The sequence below is a fragment of the Mesorhizobium sp. M7A.F.Ca.CA.001.08.2.1 genome (assembly GCF_003998455.1).
Taxonomy (GTDB): domain Bacteria; phylum Pseudomonadota; class Alphaproteobacteria; order Rhizobiales; family Rhizobiaceae; genus Mesorhizobium; species Mesorhizobium ciceri.
On the sequence record NZ_RZPW01000053.1, the window covers coordinates 1 to 14,675 of the forward strand.

Below are 14,675 nucleotides of genomic sequence, written 5' to 3' on the forward strand. Positions count from 1 at the left end.
TCCCGGTACAGCCCAACAGCCTCGGCATCCGTGGCGCCGGCAACGGCCTGCAGTTCGCGCTGGTCGGCAACGACCGCAAGGCGCTCGGCGACGCAGCCGTGAAGATCATCGCCGAGATGCAGAAGGACGCGCGCTTCCAGACACCGCGCCTGTCGATCGACCCGACGCAACCGCAGCTCGCCGTGGCCATCGACCGCGAGCGCGCCTCCGACCTCGGCATCGACATATCGGGACTGGCCAACACCTTGCAGGCCATGCTCGACGGCAACGATGTCGTCGACGTCTATATCGCCGACCGCAGCTACGGCGTGAAGCTGGTCTCGACCACCAATCCGATCAACGATCCGACCGATCTGGAAAACATCTTCCTGAAGACGGCAGACGGCCGTTTCGTGCCGATGTCGACCATCGCCACCCTGACCGAGCGTGCCGTACCGCCATCACTGTCGCGCGAACAGCAGCAGCCCTCGGTGGCCATCACCTCCAACCTCAGTGGCGACTTCGCACTTGGCGACGCGCTCACCCGCGCCGAGGAGATCGCCACGCCGCTGCTGCCTGCGGGCAGCCGCATCCTGCCTCTGGCCGAGGCGGCGACGCTGGGCGAGACCAACAGCGCCATGGTCACCATTTTCGGCTTCGCGCTGGTCATCATCCTTTTGGTGCTGGCCGCCCAGTTCGAAAGTTTCGTCAGTGCCGTCATCATCATGGCGACGGTGCCGCTCGGACTGGCCTGCGCGATTTTCGCGCTTCTGCTCTCGGGCACCAGTCTCAACGCCTACAGCCAGATCGGCCTGGTGCTTTTGGTTGGCGTCATGGCCAAGAACGGCATCCTGATCGTCGAATTCGCCAACCAGCTGCGCGATCGCGGGCTTGGCGTGCGCGAAGCGATCGAGCAGGCCTCGATCATCCGCGTGCGGCCGGTGATGATGACGATGATCTGCACCGTGCTCGGCGGCTTGCCGCTGGTGCTGGCGAGCGGCGCCGGTGCCGAGGCGCGCGTCGCGCTCGGCTGGGTCATCGTCGGCGGCCTGGGGCTGGCCACCGTCTCGACGCTGTTCCTGACGCCGGTCGCCTATCTCTTGCTTGGCCGCTTCGTCACGCCGAAGACCCATGAGGAAGCGCGACTGAAGCGCGAGTTGGAGGAAGCCGCCTACACCAATGTGGAACCGGCGGAGTAAAGAAATCCAGGGAAAAGTGTGTAGCGGTTTTCCGTCCGGAATTTCGTAAGAAAAATAGTTCCGCCTATCTCAAGAACCGGCCTTCGATCGACCAGCGCGCGGCGAGGAAATTCAGCACCGCCGCCACTACGACACCGGCGATCTTTGCCGGCCACACTCCGGCGATGCCGGCAAACAGCGCGATGGAGAGGCTGGAGAAGCCGAGCGAAATCAGCCCTCCAAGCGAGGCGAAGCGAAGGAATGCGTCACGCAGTCGGATGGCTCGATTGCGCTCGAACGACCAGAAGCCGTTCGCCGCGAAGGAAAAGGTGACGGCGATGAACCAGGCAGCAACGTTGGCCGGCAGCGGCGAAGCACCGAGCTTGAGCAGCAGGAAGAAGCTGGCAAGGTCGATGGCTGTGTTGGCCAGTCCGACAATGGCAAAGCGGACGATCTTGTTGCCGGTCGAACGCGGGGGCCGCTCGGCGTCGTTCATCCCCTGCCATCCATGATTGCGACATTGGCGCGGGCCAGGCTGGCTCCGAACGCGTCCGATGCCAGGGCCGCGAATTCGACCTCGCGCACAGCTTGCATCGTGTCGCGCGCGCGCAGCGTCTCGTCGACATGGCCGGGATGGCACATGAACAGCCCTTGTTCCGGCAACCCTTCGACGGCGGCCTGCAGAACCGCAGTGAATTTTTCGGGCTGCCGCCAGTCATAGATGCCGGCGAGCGGCTGGAAAACGATGAAGCCGGCGCGCTGCATCGAACGGTTGAACCCGGCAGCGAGCGCGGCAATCGCGGCGACCTTCGACCCTGCGGCCAGCGCCGGGCCGCCGCGTAGGGCCGGCCTGTCGGCGCCTTCTGGAAACCGCGCGCGCAGCCATGTGCGCACGACGGGAAGGAAATGCACATGCTGATGCCCGTCGACGAAATCGGGGCGGCGGCCAAGCGCCTCGACGAAGCGGCTGTACTGGGCGTCAAGCTCGGCATGAACATGGCGCTCGTCGATGCGGCCGCGCAGAACAGGCAAGGCCAGTGCGCGGAGCGGTGGCAGCCGGCCTTCCGGCGCCAGGCTCGACCGGCCGGTAATGGTCAACTGGTCGGTCAAGGTGAGATGCAGCCCGACCGCGGCCCGGCCGCACAGCGGTTTTATGCGCTCTGCCTCCGCTTCCCATTCCGGAAAGCCGGTCATGCAGCTGGTGCCGGTCAGGCGGCCGCGATCGAGCAGGTCGAGAATCGCGGCGGAAACGCCGGGCGCCAGGCCGTAATCGTCGGCGATCAGGCGGATGCGCCGCGTCATCTGTTCGAAGTGCCCGGCTCCGGTCGATCGGCGGGGGCCACGCTGCGCACGATGTCGCGCACGAGATAGACCGGGCGATCCTTGCTCTCGCTGAGCGTGACCCAGACGTATTCGCCGATCAGGCCAAGCAAGGTCAGGTTGAGGCCGCCGAGCAGGACGACGGCAACCAGCAGGCTGGGGTAGCCCGGAACGGCAATGCCGTAGAAGATCACCTCGAAGAGCACCTTGGCGCCATAGAGCGCACCGGCCAACGCCGCGAGCAGCCCACTGAGGCTGATGAGACGCAAGGGAATGACGGAAAAGGAAGTAAAACCTTCGAGCGAGAAGGCGATCAGGTTGAGCCGGCTCCATTTCGACGTGCCGCTGGCGCGGCCTTCCGGCGAATAGGGCAACGCCTTCTGGCGAAAGCCGGCCCAGGCAAACAGGCCCTTGTTGAAGCGCCGCTTGTCGCGCAGGCTGGTCAGCGCACGCGCCACGGCGCCGCGCATGACGCGAAAGTCGCCGGCATTTTCGGGAATATCGAAACGCTGGCTCGAGTTGATCAGGCTGTAGAAAAGCCGTGCAAGCTGGCTGCGCCGCCAGCTCGCCTCGCGGCGGTCGTTCTGCGCATAGACGACGTCGATGTCCGGATGGTCCACCAGCTCGGCGATCAGCTTCAGGCTGATGTCCAGGGAATGCTGGAGGTCGGCGTCCATGATCAGCACCATGTCGCCGCGCGACTGGTCGAGGCCGGCGAGCACCGCGACTTCCTTGCCGAAATTGCGGCTGAGGCGCACGATCTCCCACGACCCCGTCAGCGCTTGCGAAAACCGCACGGCGCCATCGTCACGACTGCCGTCATCGACGAGGATCTTGTGTACGGTCATGCCGAAGCGTTGTGCCACGGCCACTTCGAGCTCGCCCAGCAGGCGCGCGAAGGCCGATGCCGATGCCGCCTCGTTGAAGAACGGTGCGACGATATCGAGGCTCGGCCGCAACTCAACCATTGGCGACTCCCGCATTCACCACCTTTTCCCGTGCCTTGGCCCAGAACCACCAGATCAGCGAACCGGCGATGAAAGTGACGGCGACCGGCCGGAACCAGGGGAAGAGGAAATCGTGCACATGGCGCTCGACGCCGCTCAACCCGGTCACGAACAGCGTCGTCGACAGCACTGAGGCAAGGACGCCGCCCCGTTCTTCACGCCACAACAGGGCGATGGCAAGACCGGCTGGTACCGCGATCATGGCAAAGGTGTTTGGCTCGACGCGCGGGTTGAAGACGCACATGTAGAAAGTGGCTGTCAGGAAGATCGCCAGCGCCGCCTTTCCCTGTTCGAGCCTGCGGTCGAACCAGATGACGGCAGAAAGCGTAAACAGGGCCATGACCATGCGCACGATCGTTGCGCCGAATTCCGGTATTGGCAGTCCTATCGTGGTGAACGGTGCCGTGAAATCGGTGGGCACGAAATGGCTGGTGTTATCGACGGCCATGGAGGTCAGCATCTGGGCGAAGACACGATACTGATCGTTGAGATAGCCGGCGGGAGCAAAAGCGTAAGGCAGTGCCAGCACGAACAGCAGCGCCAGCACCAGCACCGGTATCAACCGGAGCCGAAGGGCTCCTACCAACAACAGCATTATGATCGCGGTCGGCTTGGCGATGATGGCAAGCGAAGCCCAGAAGAACGTCTCCGCCCGCCGCCCTTCCAGCGCCGACAGGGTGAGAAGCCAGCAAGCGCCGGTCAAAAGGATCGTCGCCTGGCCGTTGCGGATCGCCCCCACCGCCATCGGCAAAGCGAGGAAAAGACCGAAAGAAAGCAGCCATGTCAGTTCGCCGCCGCCGAGCTTGCGCACCTGCCGCATCGCGGCGTAGGTCAGCACCGCAAAGCCAATGGAATGCCAAACCAAGCCGCCCAGATGCGGACCGAGCTTGACTATTGGAGCGTAGAGCGCGGCAAAGGCCGGCGCGTAGAGATACCCCATCTCGGACTGGGTGTCGTAGAGCGGCAGACCGGCCTGAAGCGCCTCGCTGCCGTCGATATAGGCCTGCCATACCGTCCGCGTGTGCGGCGACCACAGGACCAGGGCAAGAACGACCAGGAACGCTCCGATCCACAGGCCAAACCCCAAACGGTCGAAAACCGGCTTGGAAATCGTCATCAAGGCGCTCCACACAATCCCGGAACTGGATCAGTCCAGCCTGTCCCGGCATTCGATGGCGGCGGCATATCACGGACGAAGTGGCGTGGCATAGGGGGCTGACGAACGTCAGGGCCGCACCTCCTTCGCCTCGAATATGCGTTCCCACCTTCATGGCTGCCGTCCGAGGCTGGCGACCTGACTAATCGCCAGTGAATTCGGGCAAACGAAAATAGGGGTTGCGCGGATCAAAGGGATATTTCGGCTCGCCCTTACCAGCAAGAACAGCCCCCGGGATCAGCACGCCTTTCGACCCGAACTGATAGTCGATGCCGGCACAGAGGTGAGCGAGATCCTGGTAGTTGAAACTGCGCAACGCACTACCACCTTCAAATGCAGCTGTTTTGAGTTGCTCAGGCGTGAGCGGCCCGATCATCCTGTCGCGATAGGCTTTGATCTTGGCCTTGTTGAGTCTGGAGGCCTGACATTCGGCGCCGACGACCCGCGCCAGCATGATATTCCTGACCGCGGTCCCGGCAGGATCATCCAGCGGGGCCGAATATTTCTTGAGAAAGTAATTCGTACTGGGATCGTTCGTCATCGCCTTGCGCCAAAACGGCGGGAACTTTTCGGCAGCCTGTGCACCAATGGTACTGGCCATCGACATGAGGACAATCGGGACAAACCACCATTTTCTCACAAGCAGCCCCTTTTTTGCAGTAACTGGACTTCGCTCGCCAGCCATTTTCGTTCAAGGCCGGATGAACACCTTGCCGTTGGGCTTGGCCAGTTCGGCTGGCAGCCGCGCCATCGCCTCGGCGAGCGGCACTACCGCCGTCACGTCGGTCGACCAGCGCCCATCGGAAAAACGCTTCTGCGCTTCCAGGATCGCCGGGCCGCGGCGATCGCGGAACTGGCGCATCCACTCGCTCAGCCAAAACCCTTCGATATGCTTGTGCTGGAAGATCAGTTGGCCGGGCTCGCGGATAACGGTGGCTTCGGGATCGAGCCGCCCATAGATGATCCAGCGCGACCGCTTCGGCATGACGTTGAAGATGGCGGAGGCAAGCGGCCCGGTTACCGCGTCAAGGAAGATGCGCGGCTGTTCGGCCTTCATCACCTCGCGCAGCGCCGCCTTGAAATCCGGCGCCCTTTCATTGAGCACGTGCGCCGCGCCAAGCGCATTCAGAGCCGCGATCTGGTCGTCACGGCGCACGGTGACGATCGGCCGGAAACCCTCTTCGCTGGCCAGGCCGATGATCAGCTTGCAGAGCTGGCTGGCGCCGGCGGTCATGACGAAGGCCTTCTCGCCTTCCTCCTTGACGATGTCGAACATGGCGAGCGCCGTGAGCGGGTTGACGATCATCGCCGCACCGTCCTCGTCGCGAACGGTGTCGAGCAGCGGGATGCAGGCAGCCGCCTCGGCGACGGCATAGTCGGCCCACGAGCCCCAGTTGGTGACGCCGGTGGCAAAAGCCACGCGCTTGCCGATCAGGCTTTTGGGATAGGGCTCGTCCCCGCTAGCGACGACAATGCCGACACCCTCGAAGCCGGCCGGCTGGCCCTTGGCACGCGGCTGGCCGTACTGGCCCTTGACGAAGGCGACATCGGACGGATTGATCGAGGCGAGGCTGACCTTGATCAGCACCTGGCTGGGGCCCGGTGTCGGCACCGCGATGCTGCCCGGCTCGAGATAGGGCTCCATCGCCTCCAGCACACTGCCGCTCGGTGTCCTGGTGTAGCCATCGCCGACAAGCAGCAGCGCCTTCATTTCGGATGGGACGGTCATCGGAACACTCCTCGCTCGAGCCTCGGGTCGCGCCCGCATGACGATGCCGGCGCTCAGACCTTCTCCTGCGTGTATTTCCTCAACTCCGTCCGCGCCACCTGACGGCGATGCACGGCGTCCGGCCCGTCGGCAAGGCGCAAGGTCCGCAGATGCGTCCACGACCGCGCCAGCGGTGTGTCCTGGCTGATGCCTTGCGCGCCGAACATCTGCACCGCCTCGTCGGTGACCTTGAGCGCGACGCGCGGTGCGACCACCTTGATCTGGCTGATCCAGGGAGCAGCGGCCCGCGCATCGCCCTGGTCGATCATCCACGCCGCCTTAAGGCAGAGCAGCCGCGCCATCTCGATCTCCATGCGGCATTCGGCGATGATGTCGAAATTGGCGCCGAGCTTTGCCAGCTTCTGGCCGAAGGCCTCGCGGCGCACGGAACGCTGGCACAGCATCTCGAGCGCCATCTCGGCCTGTCCGATGGCGCGCATGCAGTGGTGGATGCGGCCGGGACCGAGCCGCCCTTGCGCGATCTCGAACCCCCTGCCCTCGCCGAGGATCAGGTTCGACGCCGGTACGCGCACATTGTCGAAGCGAAGATGCATGTGGCCATGCGGCGCGTCGTCATCGCCATAGACCTGCATGGCCCGCACCTTGGTCACGCCTTTGGTGTCTGATGGCACCAGGATCATCGAATGGCGGCGGTGCTGCGGCTCGTCATCGCCCCCGGTCCTGACCATGACGATGTAGATGGCGCAGCGCGGATCGCCGGCGCCCGAAGCCCACCATTTCTCGCCATTGAGCACATAGTCGCCGCCGTGGCGTTCACAACGCATGGCAATGTTGGTGGCATCGGATGAAGCGACATCCGGCTCGGTCATCAGATAGGCCGAGCGGATCTTGCCGTCGAGCAGCGGTTCCAGCCATGCTTTCTTGTGGTCGGCCGAGCCGTATCGCTCCAGCACCTCCATGTTTCCGGTGTCGGGCGCCGAGCAGTTGAAGGTCTCGGCGCCGAGATGCGCCTTGCCCATCTCTTCGGCCAGATAGGCGTATTCGACGGTGGAAAGGCCATAGCCGCGTTCCGAGCCGGTCAGCCAGAAATTCCACAGGCCGCGCTCTCTTGCGGTCTTCTTCAGCCCTTCGAGGATCTCGCTCTGACGCGCACTGTAGACCCAGCGGTTGCCTGCCTTGCCCACTTCGCTGAGGAATTCATGGTCGAGCGGCATGATCTCGTCGCGCACCATGGCCGCGACGCGCGCGTGGATTGGCTTCAGCCGCTCGGTCATGCCGAGATTCATCTCCGTCATCGGTCGCTAACCCTTCATACACGCCAGGCATTTTGTCAGTGGCAAGGATGACCGTACTTCGGATAGCCTTGTCAACGAACTGTTTGCCCGCATGCCGAGCGCGGAGAATTGTGATGAGCTATCTGGACGAACTGTTTTCGGTGGCCGGCAAGACCGCGCTGGTGACGGGTGCGGCGACCGGCATCGGCCGCATGGCGGCGACCGCGCTGGTCAGGGCCGGCGCCAGCGTGATGATCGCGTCGCGCAAGGGCGAGGATTGTATCAAGGTCGCCGAAGAGTTGAACCAGCTTGGTGCACCGGGCCGGGCCGACGGCTTCGTCGGCGACGTTTCCAGCGAAGCCGGCATCGCCGCACTCGTCGCCGAGGTCAAATCGCGCACCGAACGGCTGAACATTCTGATCAACAACGCCGGCGTCTCCTGGGGCGCGCCGCTGGAAAGCTTCCCCTATTCGGCATGGGCCAAGGTGTTTGGCGTCAACGTCACCGCGGTCTTCCATCTGACGCGCGAATTGCTGCCGCTGCTCGATGCCGCCGCCAGCGACGCCGATCCGGCCAGGGTGATCAACCTCGGTTCGGTAATGGGCACGCAGCCGCTGGCCGACGACGCCTATTCCTACACCGCCTCGAAGGCTGCGGTTCATCATCTGACGCGCACACTGGCGCTCGAGTTCGCCGCCCGCCGCATCACCGTTAACGCCTTTGCCCCCGGCCCCTTCCAGAGCCGGATGACGGCATTCGCCACCGGTACGGATGAGCAGGCCAGGCACGTCGGCAGCCATGTTCCGATCGGCCGTATCGGCGCACCGGATGACATTGCCGGCGCAACGCTCTATTTGTGCAGCCGTGCAGGCAGCTATGTCACTGGCGCCATCCTGCCGATCGATGGCGGACAGTCGGTGCAGCATGGGCTGACCTTGTTCAAGGAATGACATTTTCCGGCCATAGAAGCCGGGGGTGAACTGGAGGACATGAGCGTGGAACCGATCAGTCTCGATGTGCTTCTGGCCAGTGTCGGCAAGGAGGTCGGCGTGTCGCCGTGGCGGGTGGTCACGCAACGCATGATCGACCAGTTCGCCGACGCCACGGACGACCATCAGTTCATCCACTGCGATCCGGAGCGGGCGATGCGTGAAACGCCGTTCGGCGGCACCATCGCGCACGGCTTCCTGTCGCTGTCGCTGTTGTCGGCGATGACCTTCGAGACCATGCCGCCGCTGGAAAACGGCAAGATGGGCGTCAACCACGGCTTCGATTCGCTGCGCTTCCTGGCGCCGGTGAAAACCGGTGCGCGCATCCGCACCCGTTTCGTGCTGGCCGACGTCAAGGTCAGGCCGTCGGGCTGGGTGCAGACCGCGCATGACGTGACGATCGAGATCGAGGGTTCGAAGAAGCCGGCACTGACCGCGCGCTGGCTGACGCTGACCTTGATCGAACGCCAGCCCGAGACGGCATGAGTGATCCCGTTCTCGACCAGGCAGCGCTTGCGCCTTACCTCGAGGCGAGCATACCGGGCTTTTCCGGGCTTGCTGCAGTCGAGAAGTTCAAATCCGGCCAATCGAACCCGACCTACCTTTTGACGGCGGCAAGCGGCCGTTACGTGCTGCGCGCCAAGCCGCCGGGGCAATTGCTGAAATCGGCGCACCAGGTCGACCGCGAATTCAGGGTGATGAGCGCGCTTGCCGGCACCGCCGTGCCTGTGCCGGCCATGCTGCATCTGTCGGCGGAAGGCTCGCCCATCGGCCGCATGTTCTACGTGATGGATTTCCTCGACGGCCGCATTTTCTGGGATCCGGCTCTGCCGGAGGCTGGCGACAATGATGAACGCGCCGCCATCTACGATGCCATGAACGACACCCTCGCCGCCCTGCACGAGGTCGATGTCGAAACAGTGGGACTCGGCGATTTCGGCCGGCCGGGCAATTATTTCGAGCGCCAACTGGCGCGCTGGACGAGCCAGTACCGTGCCTCGGAAACCGGCACCGTCGCCGACATGGACCGGCTGATTGCCTGGTTGGAAACGCATATGCCCGTAGATGACGGCCGGATCTCACTGGTCCATGGCGACTACCGGCTGGACAATCTGATCTTCGCGCCGGACCGGCCAACGGTTCTGGCAGTGCTCGACTGGGAACTTTCGACATCAGGCCACCCCTTCGCCGATATCGCCTATCAATGCATGCAATGGCGGCTGCCGCACGCTTCCGGCTTTCGCGGCCTGGGCGGTATCGATCGTTCCGCACTCGGCCTGCCTTCCGAAGAGGACTACGTCGCCGCCTACTGCCGGCGGCGCGGGCTCACCGGTATCGGCAACTGGACGTTCTTCCTCGCCTTTTCCTTCTTCAGGCTGGCTGCCATCTGCCAGGGCGTCTTCAAGCGGGCGCTGGACGGCAACGCCTCCAATCCCGAGAAGGCGAAAACCTATGGCGAGGCGGTGAAACTGCTTTCGTGTCTTGCCGCAGAACTGATCGACAGGGAGGCGTGATGGGCCATTTCGACAGAGGAACGGTGCTGATCACGGGGCTGCCAAATTACGACAAGCGTCGGCACGATCCGAAGCATACCGTTTGGGAACTTCCCGTGCCCTTGTCCGTTTCCGTACAGCGTATATAATTTAGCCAGCCACCAACCCAACCGAAGGCACCAGATCTTGCCGCAGAGCGTCCAGACACGCCGCGAGAAACAAAAAGCAGAACTGCGCTCCGAATTGCTCGAGGCCGCGCATAAGCTTGTCCAGGAAGAGGGCTATGAGGGCCTGACCATCCGCAAGCTGGCCAAGCGGGTCGGCTACGCCCCGATGTCCGTTTATTCCTACTTCGCCGACAAGCAGGACATCCTGTTCGCTCTGGCCGAGGACGCATTCGAGACGCTTGCTCGCCGCATCGAGGAGCATCCGTCCGATGATCCGATCGCAGCCTTGCAGGCGGTGATGACGGAATATGCCGCCTTCGGGCTCGGCAATCCCAACGAATACCGCACCGTATTCATGACCGAAAAGACCAAGCTGCCGGAAGGCAGGAGCTACGACGACATGGAAGAGAGCAACCCGGCGATGAAGGCGCTGATCAGCCGGGTCGAGGCCTGCGTTGCCGCCGGAAAATTGCAGGGCGATCCGCGCGCCATCGCCACCATGCTGTGGGCGGTCGGCCACGGCACGATCTCGCTGCTCATCACCTTTCCATTCTACCCCTTCGGCGACCCGCAGGCCTTCGTGAAGCGGATGTGCGATTTCACGCTCGCCACGCTCAGCACGCAAAACGTCCCGCCGTTGACCGAGACACCGGTCAACTGCTGAACGCCGTTCCCTTTCATTTCCATATTTTCTCTCCGCCCCAGCCAAACCCTGGGGGGATTTCTTGGTTAACGAAAAATTTATCGTACGCGTACGGTTTTCCCTTGAATTCCCAATCCACGGCGTATATGTACAGTCTATCGTACATGTACGAGAAAAATTCACCCGTCGTTACGAATTGAATTCGACCCGGAAACCGGAGACTGACAATGAAAAAGACACTCCTCACCCTCGCCGCCGTGCTGGCACTTTCGGGCTCGGCTTTCGCCGCCAACACCACCCATCCGGTCAAGCATGCGCCGGTGGCGGCCTGCGTTGACACCAAGACCAACCTGAAGCTCGATTGCGCTTCGACCGGTTCGGTCGAGAAGAAGGGTGCCACGGAAAACACCGCTGAAGGCAAGGGCCCGCGGCTCGGCATCAGCATCAATCCGTGGATTGTGCCGAGCGCATTCTGATATCAGCAAAGATCGCGTCTGGCCGGCACAAGCCGGCCAGCTTCAAGCGACCGAAATCGGCAGCTTCGCTGCTGAACTCTCAAAGGCTGCGTCGATCAGCTTCTGCATGTCGGCGGCGCGCCGGAACGACGGATCGCCATTCCGGCCTGCATCCAGCGCATCGGCAAAGCGTCGCGCATTGCGCTTGACACTGGGCAGATCCAAAGTCCGCCAGCGCTGAAGATCGACATCCCCGCCGAGGCAGGCCGACAGGCTCGATGCCTTGCCGTCGGTCTCGACCTTGATGGCGCCCTGGGTGCCGTGCAGGGCCAGCGACAGATCGTTGGCGTGGCCGGTCATATAGCGGCTCGCCACGATCGTGGCGAGCGCGCCGCAATCGAGCCGCGCCGTCATTGCCACGCTGTCATTGGCGTCCAGCACATAGTCGCCGATGCGCTCGCCCTCGGCCTTCGGAAACGTCACCAGATCGGCATGCAGGCTGACGATATCCTGGCCGGCGCCATAGGTGGCGAAATCCAGGATATGGATGCCGACATCGCCCAGCACGCCGGTCGAACCGTGCCGGCTGGACAAGCGCCACAGCCATTTGTCCTCGACCCGCCAGTCACCCCATGATTTGCTGACCAGCCAGCTTTGCCGGTAGCTCGCCTCGACATGGCGCAACGCGCCGATCTCGCCGGCCTGAACCATGCGCCGCGCCTCGTGGATCGCCGGTGAGTTGCGATAGGTGAGGTTGACCATGTTGATCACCCCGGCAGCCTCGGCCGCTTGCGTCATATCAAACGCGTCGGCGTAGTTCGGCGCCAGCGGCTTTTCGCAAAACACATGTTTTCCCACGCCGAGCAGCGCCAGCGTCGTCGCCCTATGCGCACCATCCGGCGTCGCGTTGATGGCGGCATCGAACTCGCCCCAGGCGATCGCCGCCTCCAGGCTCTCGAAAGAATCGCCGATCTTGCTGGCCGCGGCGAACGCCGCAGCGCGGCCGGGCACCTGGTCGACACAGGCGACGATGCTGCAGCCGGGAATCCCGGCAAACTCCTCGACATGATGCCCGGCGATACCGCCGGTGCCGAGCAGAAGAATTCGATGCATTAGCCCCAAGCCCCCAAAATCAACTCACGCCTTGGGCAACTCAGGCCCGATCAGCTCAGGCCGCCCCAATCAGCTCAGGCCCTTGTCGCCATCGGCATGCAGGCGCAGCCCCTTCTGCACGATCTTCTCCTTGGCCGCATCCGTCGGCACGTTCGGCGCATTGGTGATGCCGGACCATGCCGGCGCCGGGTTGTGCGCCCAATGGACGGCGTTGCGCAGCACCTGCTGCACGCCCTCATTGTGATAGATCGGATAGGTCTCGTGGCCGGGCGAGAAGTAGAAGATCCGTCCCGCGCCGCGCTGGTAGGTCAGCCCGGACCGGAACACCTCGCCGCCCTCGTACCAGGAGACGAACACCGTCTCCAGCGGCTCCGGCACCGCGAACGGCTCGCCATACATTTCGGTCTCGCCGATCTCCAGGCACTCGCCGATGCCTTGCGCGATCGGGTGGCCGCGGTTGATCGCCCAGACGCGCTCGCGCTCGCCCGCCTCGCGCCATTTCAGCGAACAGGGCGTGCCCATCAGCCGCTTGAAGATCTTCGAGTAGTGGCCGGAATGGAGCACGATCAGGCCCATCCCTTCCCACACTCGCTTCTGCACCCGCTCGACGATCTCGTCCTTGACCTCGCCATGCGCCGCGTGGCCCCACCACAAAAGCACGTCGGTGGCCGCCAGGCGCTTTTCGCTCAGGCCGTGCTCGGGCTCCTGCAAGGTTGCGGTGGTCGCCTCGATGCCCATGTCCTGGTTGAGGGCGGCGGCGATGGTGCCGTGCATCCCCAAGGGATAGAGTTCGCGCACGGCTTCATTGGTCTGCTCGTGGACATTCTCGCCCCAAACGATCGCTTTTGTCGGCATTTTCATCTCCCAAAGCGCTTTAAATAGCACGCCCAAGGAGATTGAGAAGGTCCGATGCGATCTGGCCCGATGGAATACTAGGTCTTGCGCTTCTTGCGCCCCGGCACGGTCTTGGCCTTGCCCGGTTTCGCCGGTGCGCCGGGGATGGCGGTTCCGGTAATGGATACCGGATCGCTGGCCGGGAACGTGTCTTCAAGGCCTTCCTCGAGTTCCTCTTCGGCGCTCGGGGCTTCATGTCGCTCATGTTCGAGCGAGCGGACGGCCGATGTCTTTTTGACCGGCGACTTCGGCGCGGAATTCGACGGCATCGGCATTTCTCCCTCGGCGTGCGGATGCAGAACGAGCGTGCCCTGCAAAACGTTCCGAGTTCAGACCGCCGCGTCGCGCGATCCCTCGGACAGGAAAGTAAAGACATAGTCCGAGAAGGAACGCCAGCATTCGACCCGGAAGGCATCGGCGGCTGTGCGCAACAGCACGATCTCGGTCTTGCCCAGGATGGTGCGCGACGCCGCTCCAACCGGGAACGCGTCGAGCGACAGGTCTTGCGGGCAGCCCGCATTGATCGTCGCCGCTGCCCCAGTGCCCGTCACTGATATCGCGATGTTGCGATGCGAGACGCCAACCGCCGAATGCGGCGCGGATACTTTGGCGCAATCGGCGAGCGGATCGTTGCCGGCCTCATCGATGACAAGCCATTCGTCGGGGCCGAGCCACAGAGCGATGCGCCCACCCCTTGAGGCGGATGTCTTCGGCTTTTTCGGCAAGGTCACGCCGAGCGCCTTCGAAAGCGCTGCGGCCGAAGCCTCCGGCGCACGCAGCGAAATGCGCTTGGCCGGCGGCAGCACCTCGACCTTGACGGCGGCAGCAGTGGTGCTGCGTCCAGCCAGCGCCGGACGGCGCTCGACCGAAGGCGATGCAGCCGGAGCCGTCTTCCTTGCAGCGGCCTTAGCCATTGAGGCGCCCTCCCGTCTCGTCGAAGAACACCATGCCGGTAACCTCCACTTCGATCACCCCGTTCGGCATCGGCACGTAGAGCGTGTCGCCCATCCGGTCGCGGCCGCCGGCGACCAGCGCCAGCGCGATCGAGCGGCCGCAATTTTCCGACCAGTAGCTCGAAGTGACATGGCCGATCATCTTCATCGGGATCGCCTGCTTCGGATCCTCGACGATCTGCGCGCCTTCTTCGAGCACCACCTTGGGATCTTTGGTCTTGAGGCCCACCAACTGCTTGCGGCCCTTGGCGACAAGGTCCGGCCGAGTCAGGCCGCGGATGCCGACGAAATCGGTCTTCTTCTTGCCGACCGCCCAGTCGAGGCC

The 14,675-nt window shown here is 63.6% G+C and carries 18 protein-coding genes; 6 read left to right on the plus strand and 12 right to left on the minus strand.

The window, feature by feature from the left end:
* The coding region (locus EN914_RS05560; RefSeq protein WP_164778661.1) for an efflux RND transporter permease subunit at nt 1-1,178 on the plus strand (1,178 nt) is incomplete at its 5' end.
* Nucleotides 1,179-1,242: 64 nt separating this feature from the next.
* Here the strand turns inward: EN914_RS05560 and EN914_RS05565 are convergent.
* The 7 genes from EN914_RS05565 to EN914_RS05595 form a co-directional block, all read right to left on the minus strand.
* Nucleotides 1,243-1,653, minus strand: a complete 411-nt coding sequence (locus EN914_RS05565; RefSeq protein WP_024502764.1) for a GtrA family protein — start codon at nt 1,651-1,653, stop codon at nt 1,243-1,245.
* Nucleotides 1,650-2,459: a ChbG/HpnK family deacetylase gene (locus EN914_RS05570; protein ID WP_024502765.1), complete on the minus strand. Its 810-nt coding sequence runs from the start codon at nt 2,457-2,459 to the stop codon at nt 1,650-1,652. The genes EN914_RS05565 and EN914_RS05570 overlap by 4 nt, the downstream gene beginning before the upstream one ends.
* Complete coding sequence (locus EN914_RS05575) at nt 2,456-3,445, minus strand: glycosyltransferase family 2 protein (RefSeq protein WP_024502766.1); 990 nt, start codon at nt 3,443-3,445, stop codon at nt 2,456-2,458. Before EN914_RS05575 ends, EN914_RS05570 begins: the two co-directional genes overlap by 4 nt.
* Complete coding sequence (locus EN914_RS05580) at nt 3,438-4,601, minus strand: glycosyltransferase 87 family protein (RefSeq protein ID WP_024502767.1); 1,164 nt, start codon at nt 4,599-4,601, stop codon at nt 3,438-3,440. Before EN914_RS05580 ends, EN914_RS05575 begins: the two co-directional genes overlap by 8 nt.
* 181 nt (nt 4,602-4,782) lie before the next feature.
* Nucleotides 4,783-5,325 carry a hypothetical protein gene (locus EN914_RS05585; RefSeq protein ID WP_164752766.1) on the minus strand — a complete coding sequence of 181 codons (543 nt, stop codon included), beginning with the start codon at nt 5,323-5,325 and terminating at the stop codon, nt 4,783-4,785.
* A gap of 6 nt (nt 5,326-5,331) precedes the next feature.
* On the minus strand, nt 5,332-6,369 hold the full coding sequence (locus EN914_RS05590) for a zinc-binding dehydrogenase (protein WP_024502769.1): 1,038 nt from the start codon (nt 6,367-6,369) through the stop codon (nt 5,332-5,334).
* 53 nt (nt 6,370-6,422) lie between these two features.
* The gene (locus EN914_RS05595; RefSeq protein ID WP_024502770.1) at nt 6,423-7,664 is read right to left on the minus strand and encodes an acyl-CoA dehydrogenase family protein; all 1,242 of its coding nucleotides are present in this window, start codon (nt 7,662-7,664) and stop codon (nt 6,423-6,425) included.
* Nucleotides 7,665-7,777: 113 nt separating this feature from the next.
* Here EN914_RS05595 and EN914_RS05600 point away from each other — a divergent pair, with 113 nt between their 5' ends.
* The 5 genes from EN914_RS05600 (at nt 7,778) to EN914_RS05625 (ending at nt 11,411) form a co-directional block, all read left to right on the plus strand.
* A complete protein-coding gene (locus tag EN914_RS05600; protein ID WP_024502771.1) occupies nt 7,778-8,593 on the plus strand; it encodes an SDR family oxidoreductase in 816 nt (271 codons plus the stop codon).
* 39 nt (nt 8,594-8,632) lie between these two features.
* Entirely contained in the window at nt 8,633-9,118 is a 486-nt protein-coding gene (locus EN914_RS05605) for a MaoC family dehydratase (RefSeq protein ID WP_263484965.1), read from the plus strand.
* A complete protein-coding gene (locus tag EN914_RS05610) occupies nt 9,115-10,146 on the plus strand; it encodes a phosphotransferase family protein (RefSeq protein ID WP_024502772.1) in 1,032 nt (343 codons plus the stop codon). The genes EN914_RS05605 and EN914_RS05610 overlap by 4 nt, the downstream gene beginning before the upstream one ends.
* Nucleotides 10,147-10,311: 165 nt before the next feature.
* Nucleotides 10,312-10,956: a TetR/AcrR family transcriptional regulator gene (locus tag EN914_RS05620; protein ID WP_013529665.1), complete on the plus strand. Its 645-nt coding sequence runs from the start codon at nt 10,312-10,314 to the stop codon at nt 10,954-10,956.
* A gap of 206 nt (nt 10,957-11,162) precedes the next feature.
* On the plus strand, nt 11,163-11,411 hold the full coding sequence (locus EN914_RS05625; protein WP_013529664.1) for a DUF680 domain-containing protein: 249 nt from the start codon (nt 11,163-11,165) through the stop codon (nt 11,409-11,411).
* 42 nt (nt 11,412-11,453) lie between these two features.
* Here EN914_RS05625 and EN914_RS05630 read toward each other — a convergent pair whose 3' ends face one another.
* The 5 genes from EN914_RS05630 to EN914_RS05650 form a co-directional block, all read right to left on the minus strand.
* The gene (locus EN914_RS05630) at nt 11,454-12,503 is read right to left on the minus strand and encodes a Gfo/Idh/MocA family protein (protein ID WP_024502773.1); all 1,050 of its coding nucleotides are present in this window, start codon (nt 12,501-12,503) and stop codon (nt 11,454-11,456) included.
* 69 nt (nt 12,504-12,572) lie between these two features.
* Nucleotides 12,573-13,358 (minus strand): ThuA domain-containing protein, encoded by a 786-nt coding sequence (locus tag EN914_RS05635; RefSeq protein WP_024502774.1) that lies wholly within the window; start codon nt 13,356-13,358, stop codon nt 12,573-12,575.
* 77 nt (nt 13,359-13,435) lie between these two features.
* The gene (locus tag EN914_RS05640; protein ID WP_024502775.1) at nt 13,436-13,666 is read right to left on the minus strand and encodes a hypothetical protein; all 231 of its coding nucleotides are present in this window, start codon (nt 13,664-13,666) and stop codon (nt 13,436-13,438) included.
* 60 nt (nt 13,667-13,726) lie between these two features.
* Complete coding sequence (locus tag EN914_RS05645; protein WP_024502776.1) at nt 13,727-14,311, minus strand: sarcosine oxidase subunit gamma; 585 nt, start codon at nt 14,309-14,311, stop codon at nt 13,727-13,729.
* A partial coding sequence (locus EN914_RS05650) for a glycine cleavage T C-terminal barrel domain-containing protein (RefSeq protein WP_281034650.1) occupies nt 14,304-14,675 on the minus strand: 372 nt, incomplete at its 5' end. The genes EN914_RS05650 and EN914_RS05645, both read right to left, overlap by 8 nt.

Excerpts from the sequence above, each read along its gene's own strand:
- EN914_RS05565 (WP_024502764.1), bottom strand. The coding sequence starts at position 1,653 with ATGAACGACGCCGAGCGGCCCCCGCGTTCGACCGGCAACAAGATCGTC.
- EN914_RS05570 (WP_024502765.1), bottom strand. The coding sequence starts at position 2,459 with ATGACGCGGCGCATCCGCCTGATCGCCGACGATTACGGCCTGGCGCCC.
- EN914_RS05575 (WP_024502766.1), bottom strand. The coding sequence starts at position 3,445 with ATGGTTGAGTTGCGGCCGAGCCTCGATATCGTCGCACCGTTCTTCAAC.
- EN914_RS05580 (WP_024502767.1), bottom strand. The coding sequence starts at position 4,601 with ATGACGATTTCCAAGCCGGTTTTCGACCGTTTGGGGTTTGGCCTGTGG.
- EN914_RS05585 (WP_164752766.1), bottom strand. The coding sequence starts at position 5,325 with ATGGCTGGCGAGCGAAGTCCAGTTACTGCAAAAAAGGGGCTGCTTGTG.
- EN914_RS05590 (WP_024502769.1), bottom strand. The coding sequence starts at position 6,369 with ATGACCGTCCCATCCGAAATGAAGGCGCTGCTGCTTGTCGGCGATGGC.
- EN914_RS05595 (WP_024502770.1), bottom strand. The coding sequence starts at position 7,664 with ATGACGGAGATGAATCTCGGCATGACCGAGCGGCTGAAGCCAATCCAC.
- EN914_RS05600 (WP_024502771.1), top strand. The coding sequence starts at position 7,778 with ATGAGCTATCTGGACGAACTGTTTTCGGTGGCCGGCAAGACCGCGCTG.
- EN914_RS05605 (WP_263484965.1), top strand. The coding sequence starts at position 8,633 with ATGAGCGTGGAACCGATCAGTCTCGATGTGCTTCTGGCCAGTGTCGGC.
- EN914_RS05610 (WP_024502772.1), top strand. The coding sequence starts at position 9,115 with ATGAGTGATCCCGTTCTCGACCAGGCAGCGCTTGCGCCTTACCTCGAG.
- EN914_RS05625 (WP_013529664.1), top strand. The coding sequence starts at position 11,163 with ATGAAAAAGACACTCCTCACCCTCGCCGCCGTGCTGGCACTTTCGGGC.
- EN914_RS05630 (WP_024502773.1), bottom strand. The coding sequence starts at position 12,503 with ATGCATCGAATTCTTCTGCTCGGCACCGGCGGTATCGCCGGGCATCAT.
- EN914_RS05635 (WP_024502774.1), bottom strand. The coding sequence starts at position 13,358 with ATGCCGACAAAAGCGATCGTTTGGGGCGAGAATGTCCACGAGCAGACC.
- EN914_RS05640 (WP_024502775.1), bottom strand. The coding sequence starts at position 13,666 with ATGCCGTCGAATTCCGCGCCGAAGTCGCCGGTCAAAAAGACATCGGCC.
- EN914_RS05645 (WP_024502776.1), bottom strand. The coding sequence starts at position 14,311 with ATGGCTAAGGCCGCTGCAAGGAAGACGGCTCCGGCTGCATCGCCTTCG.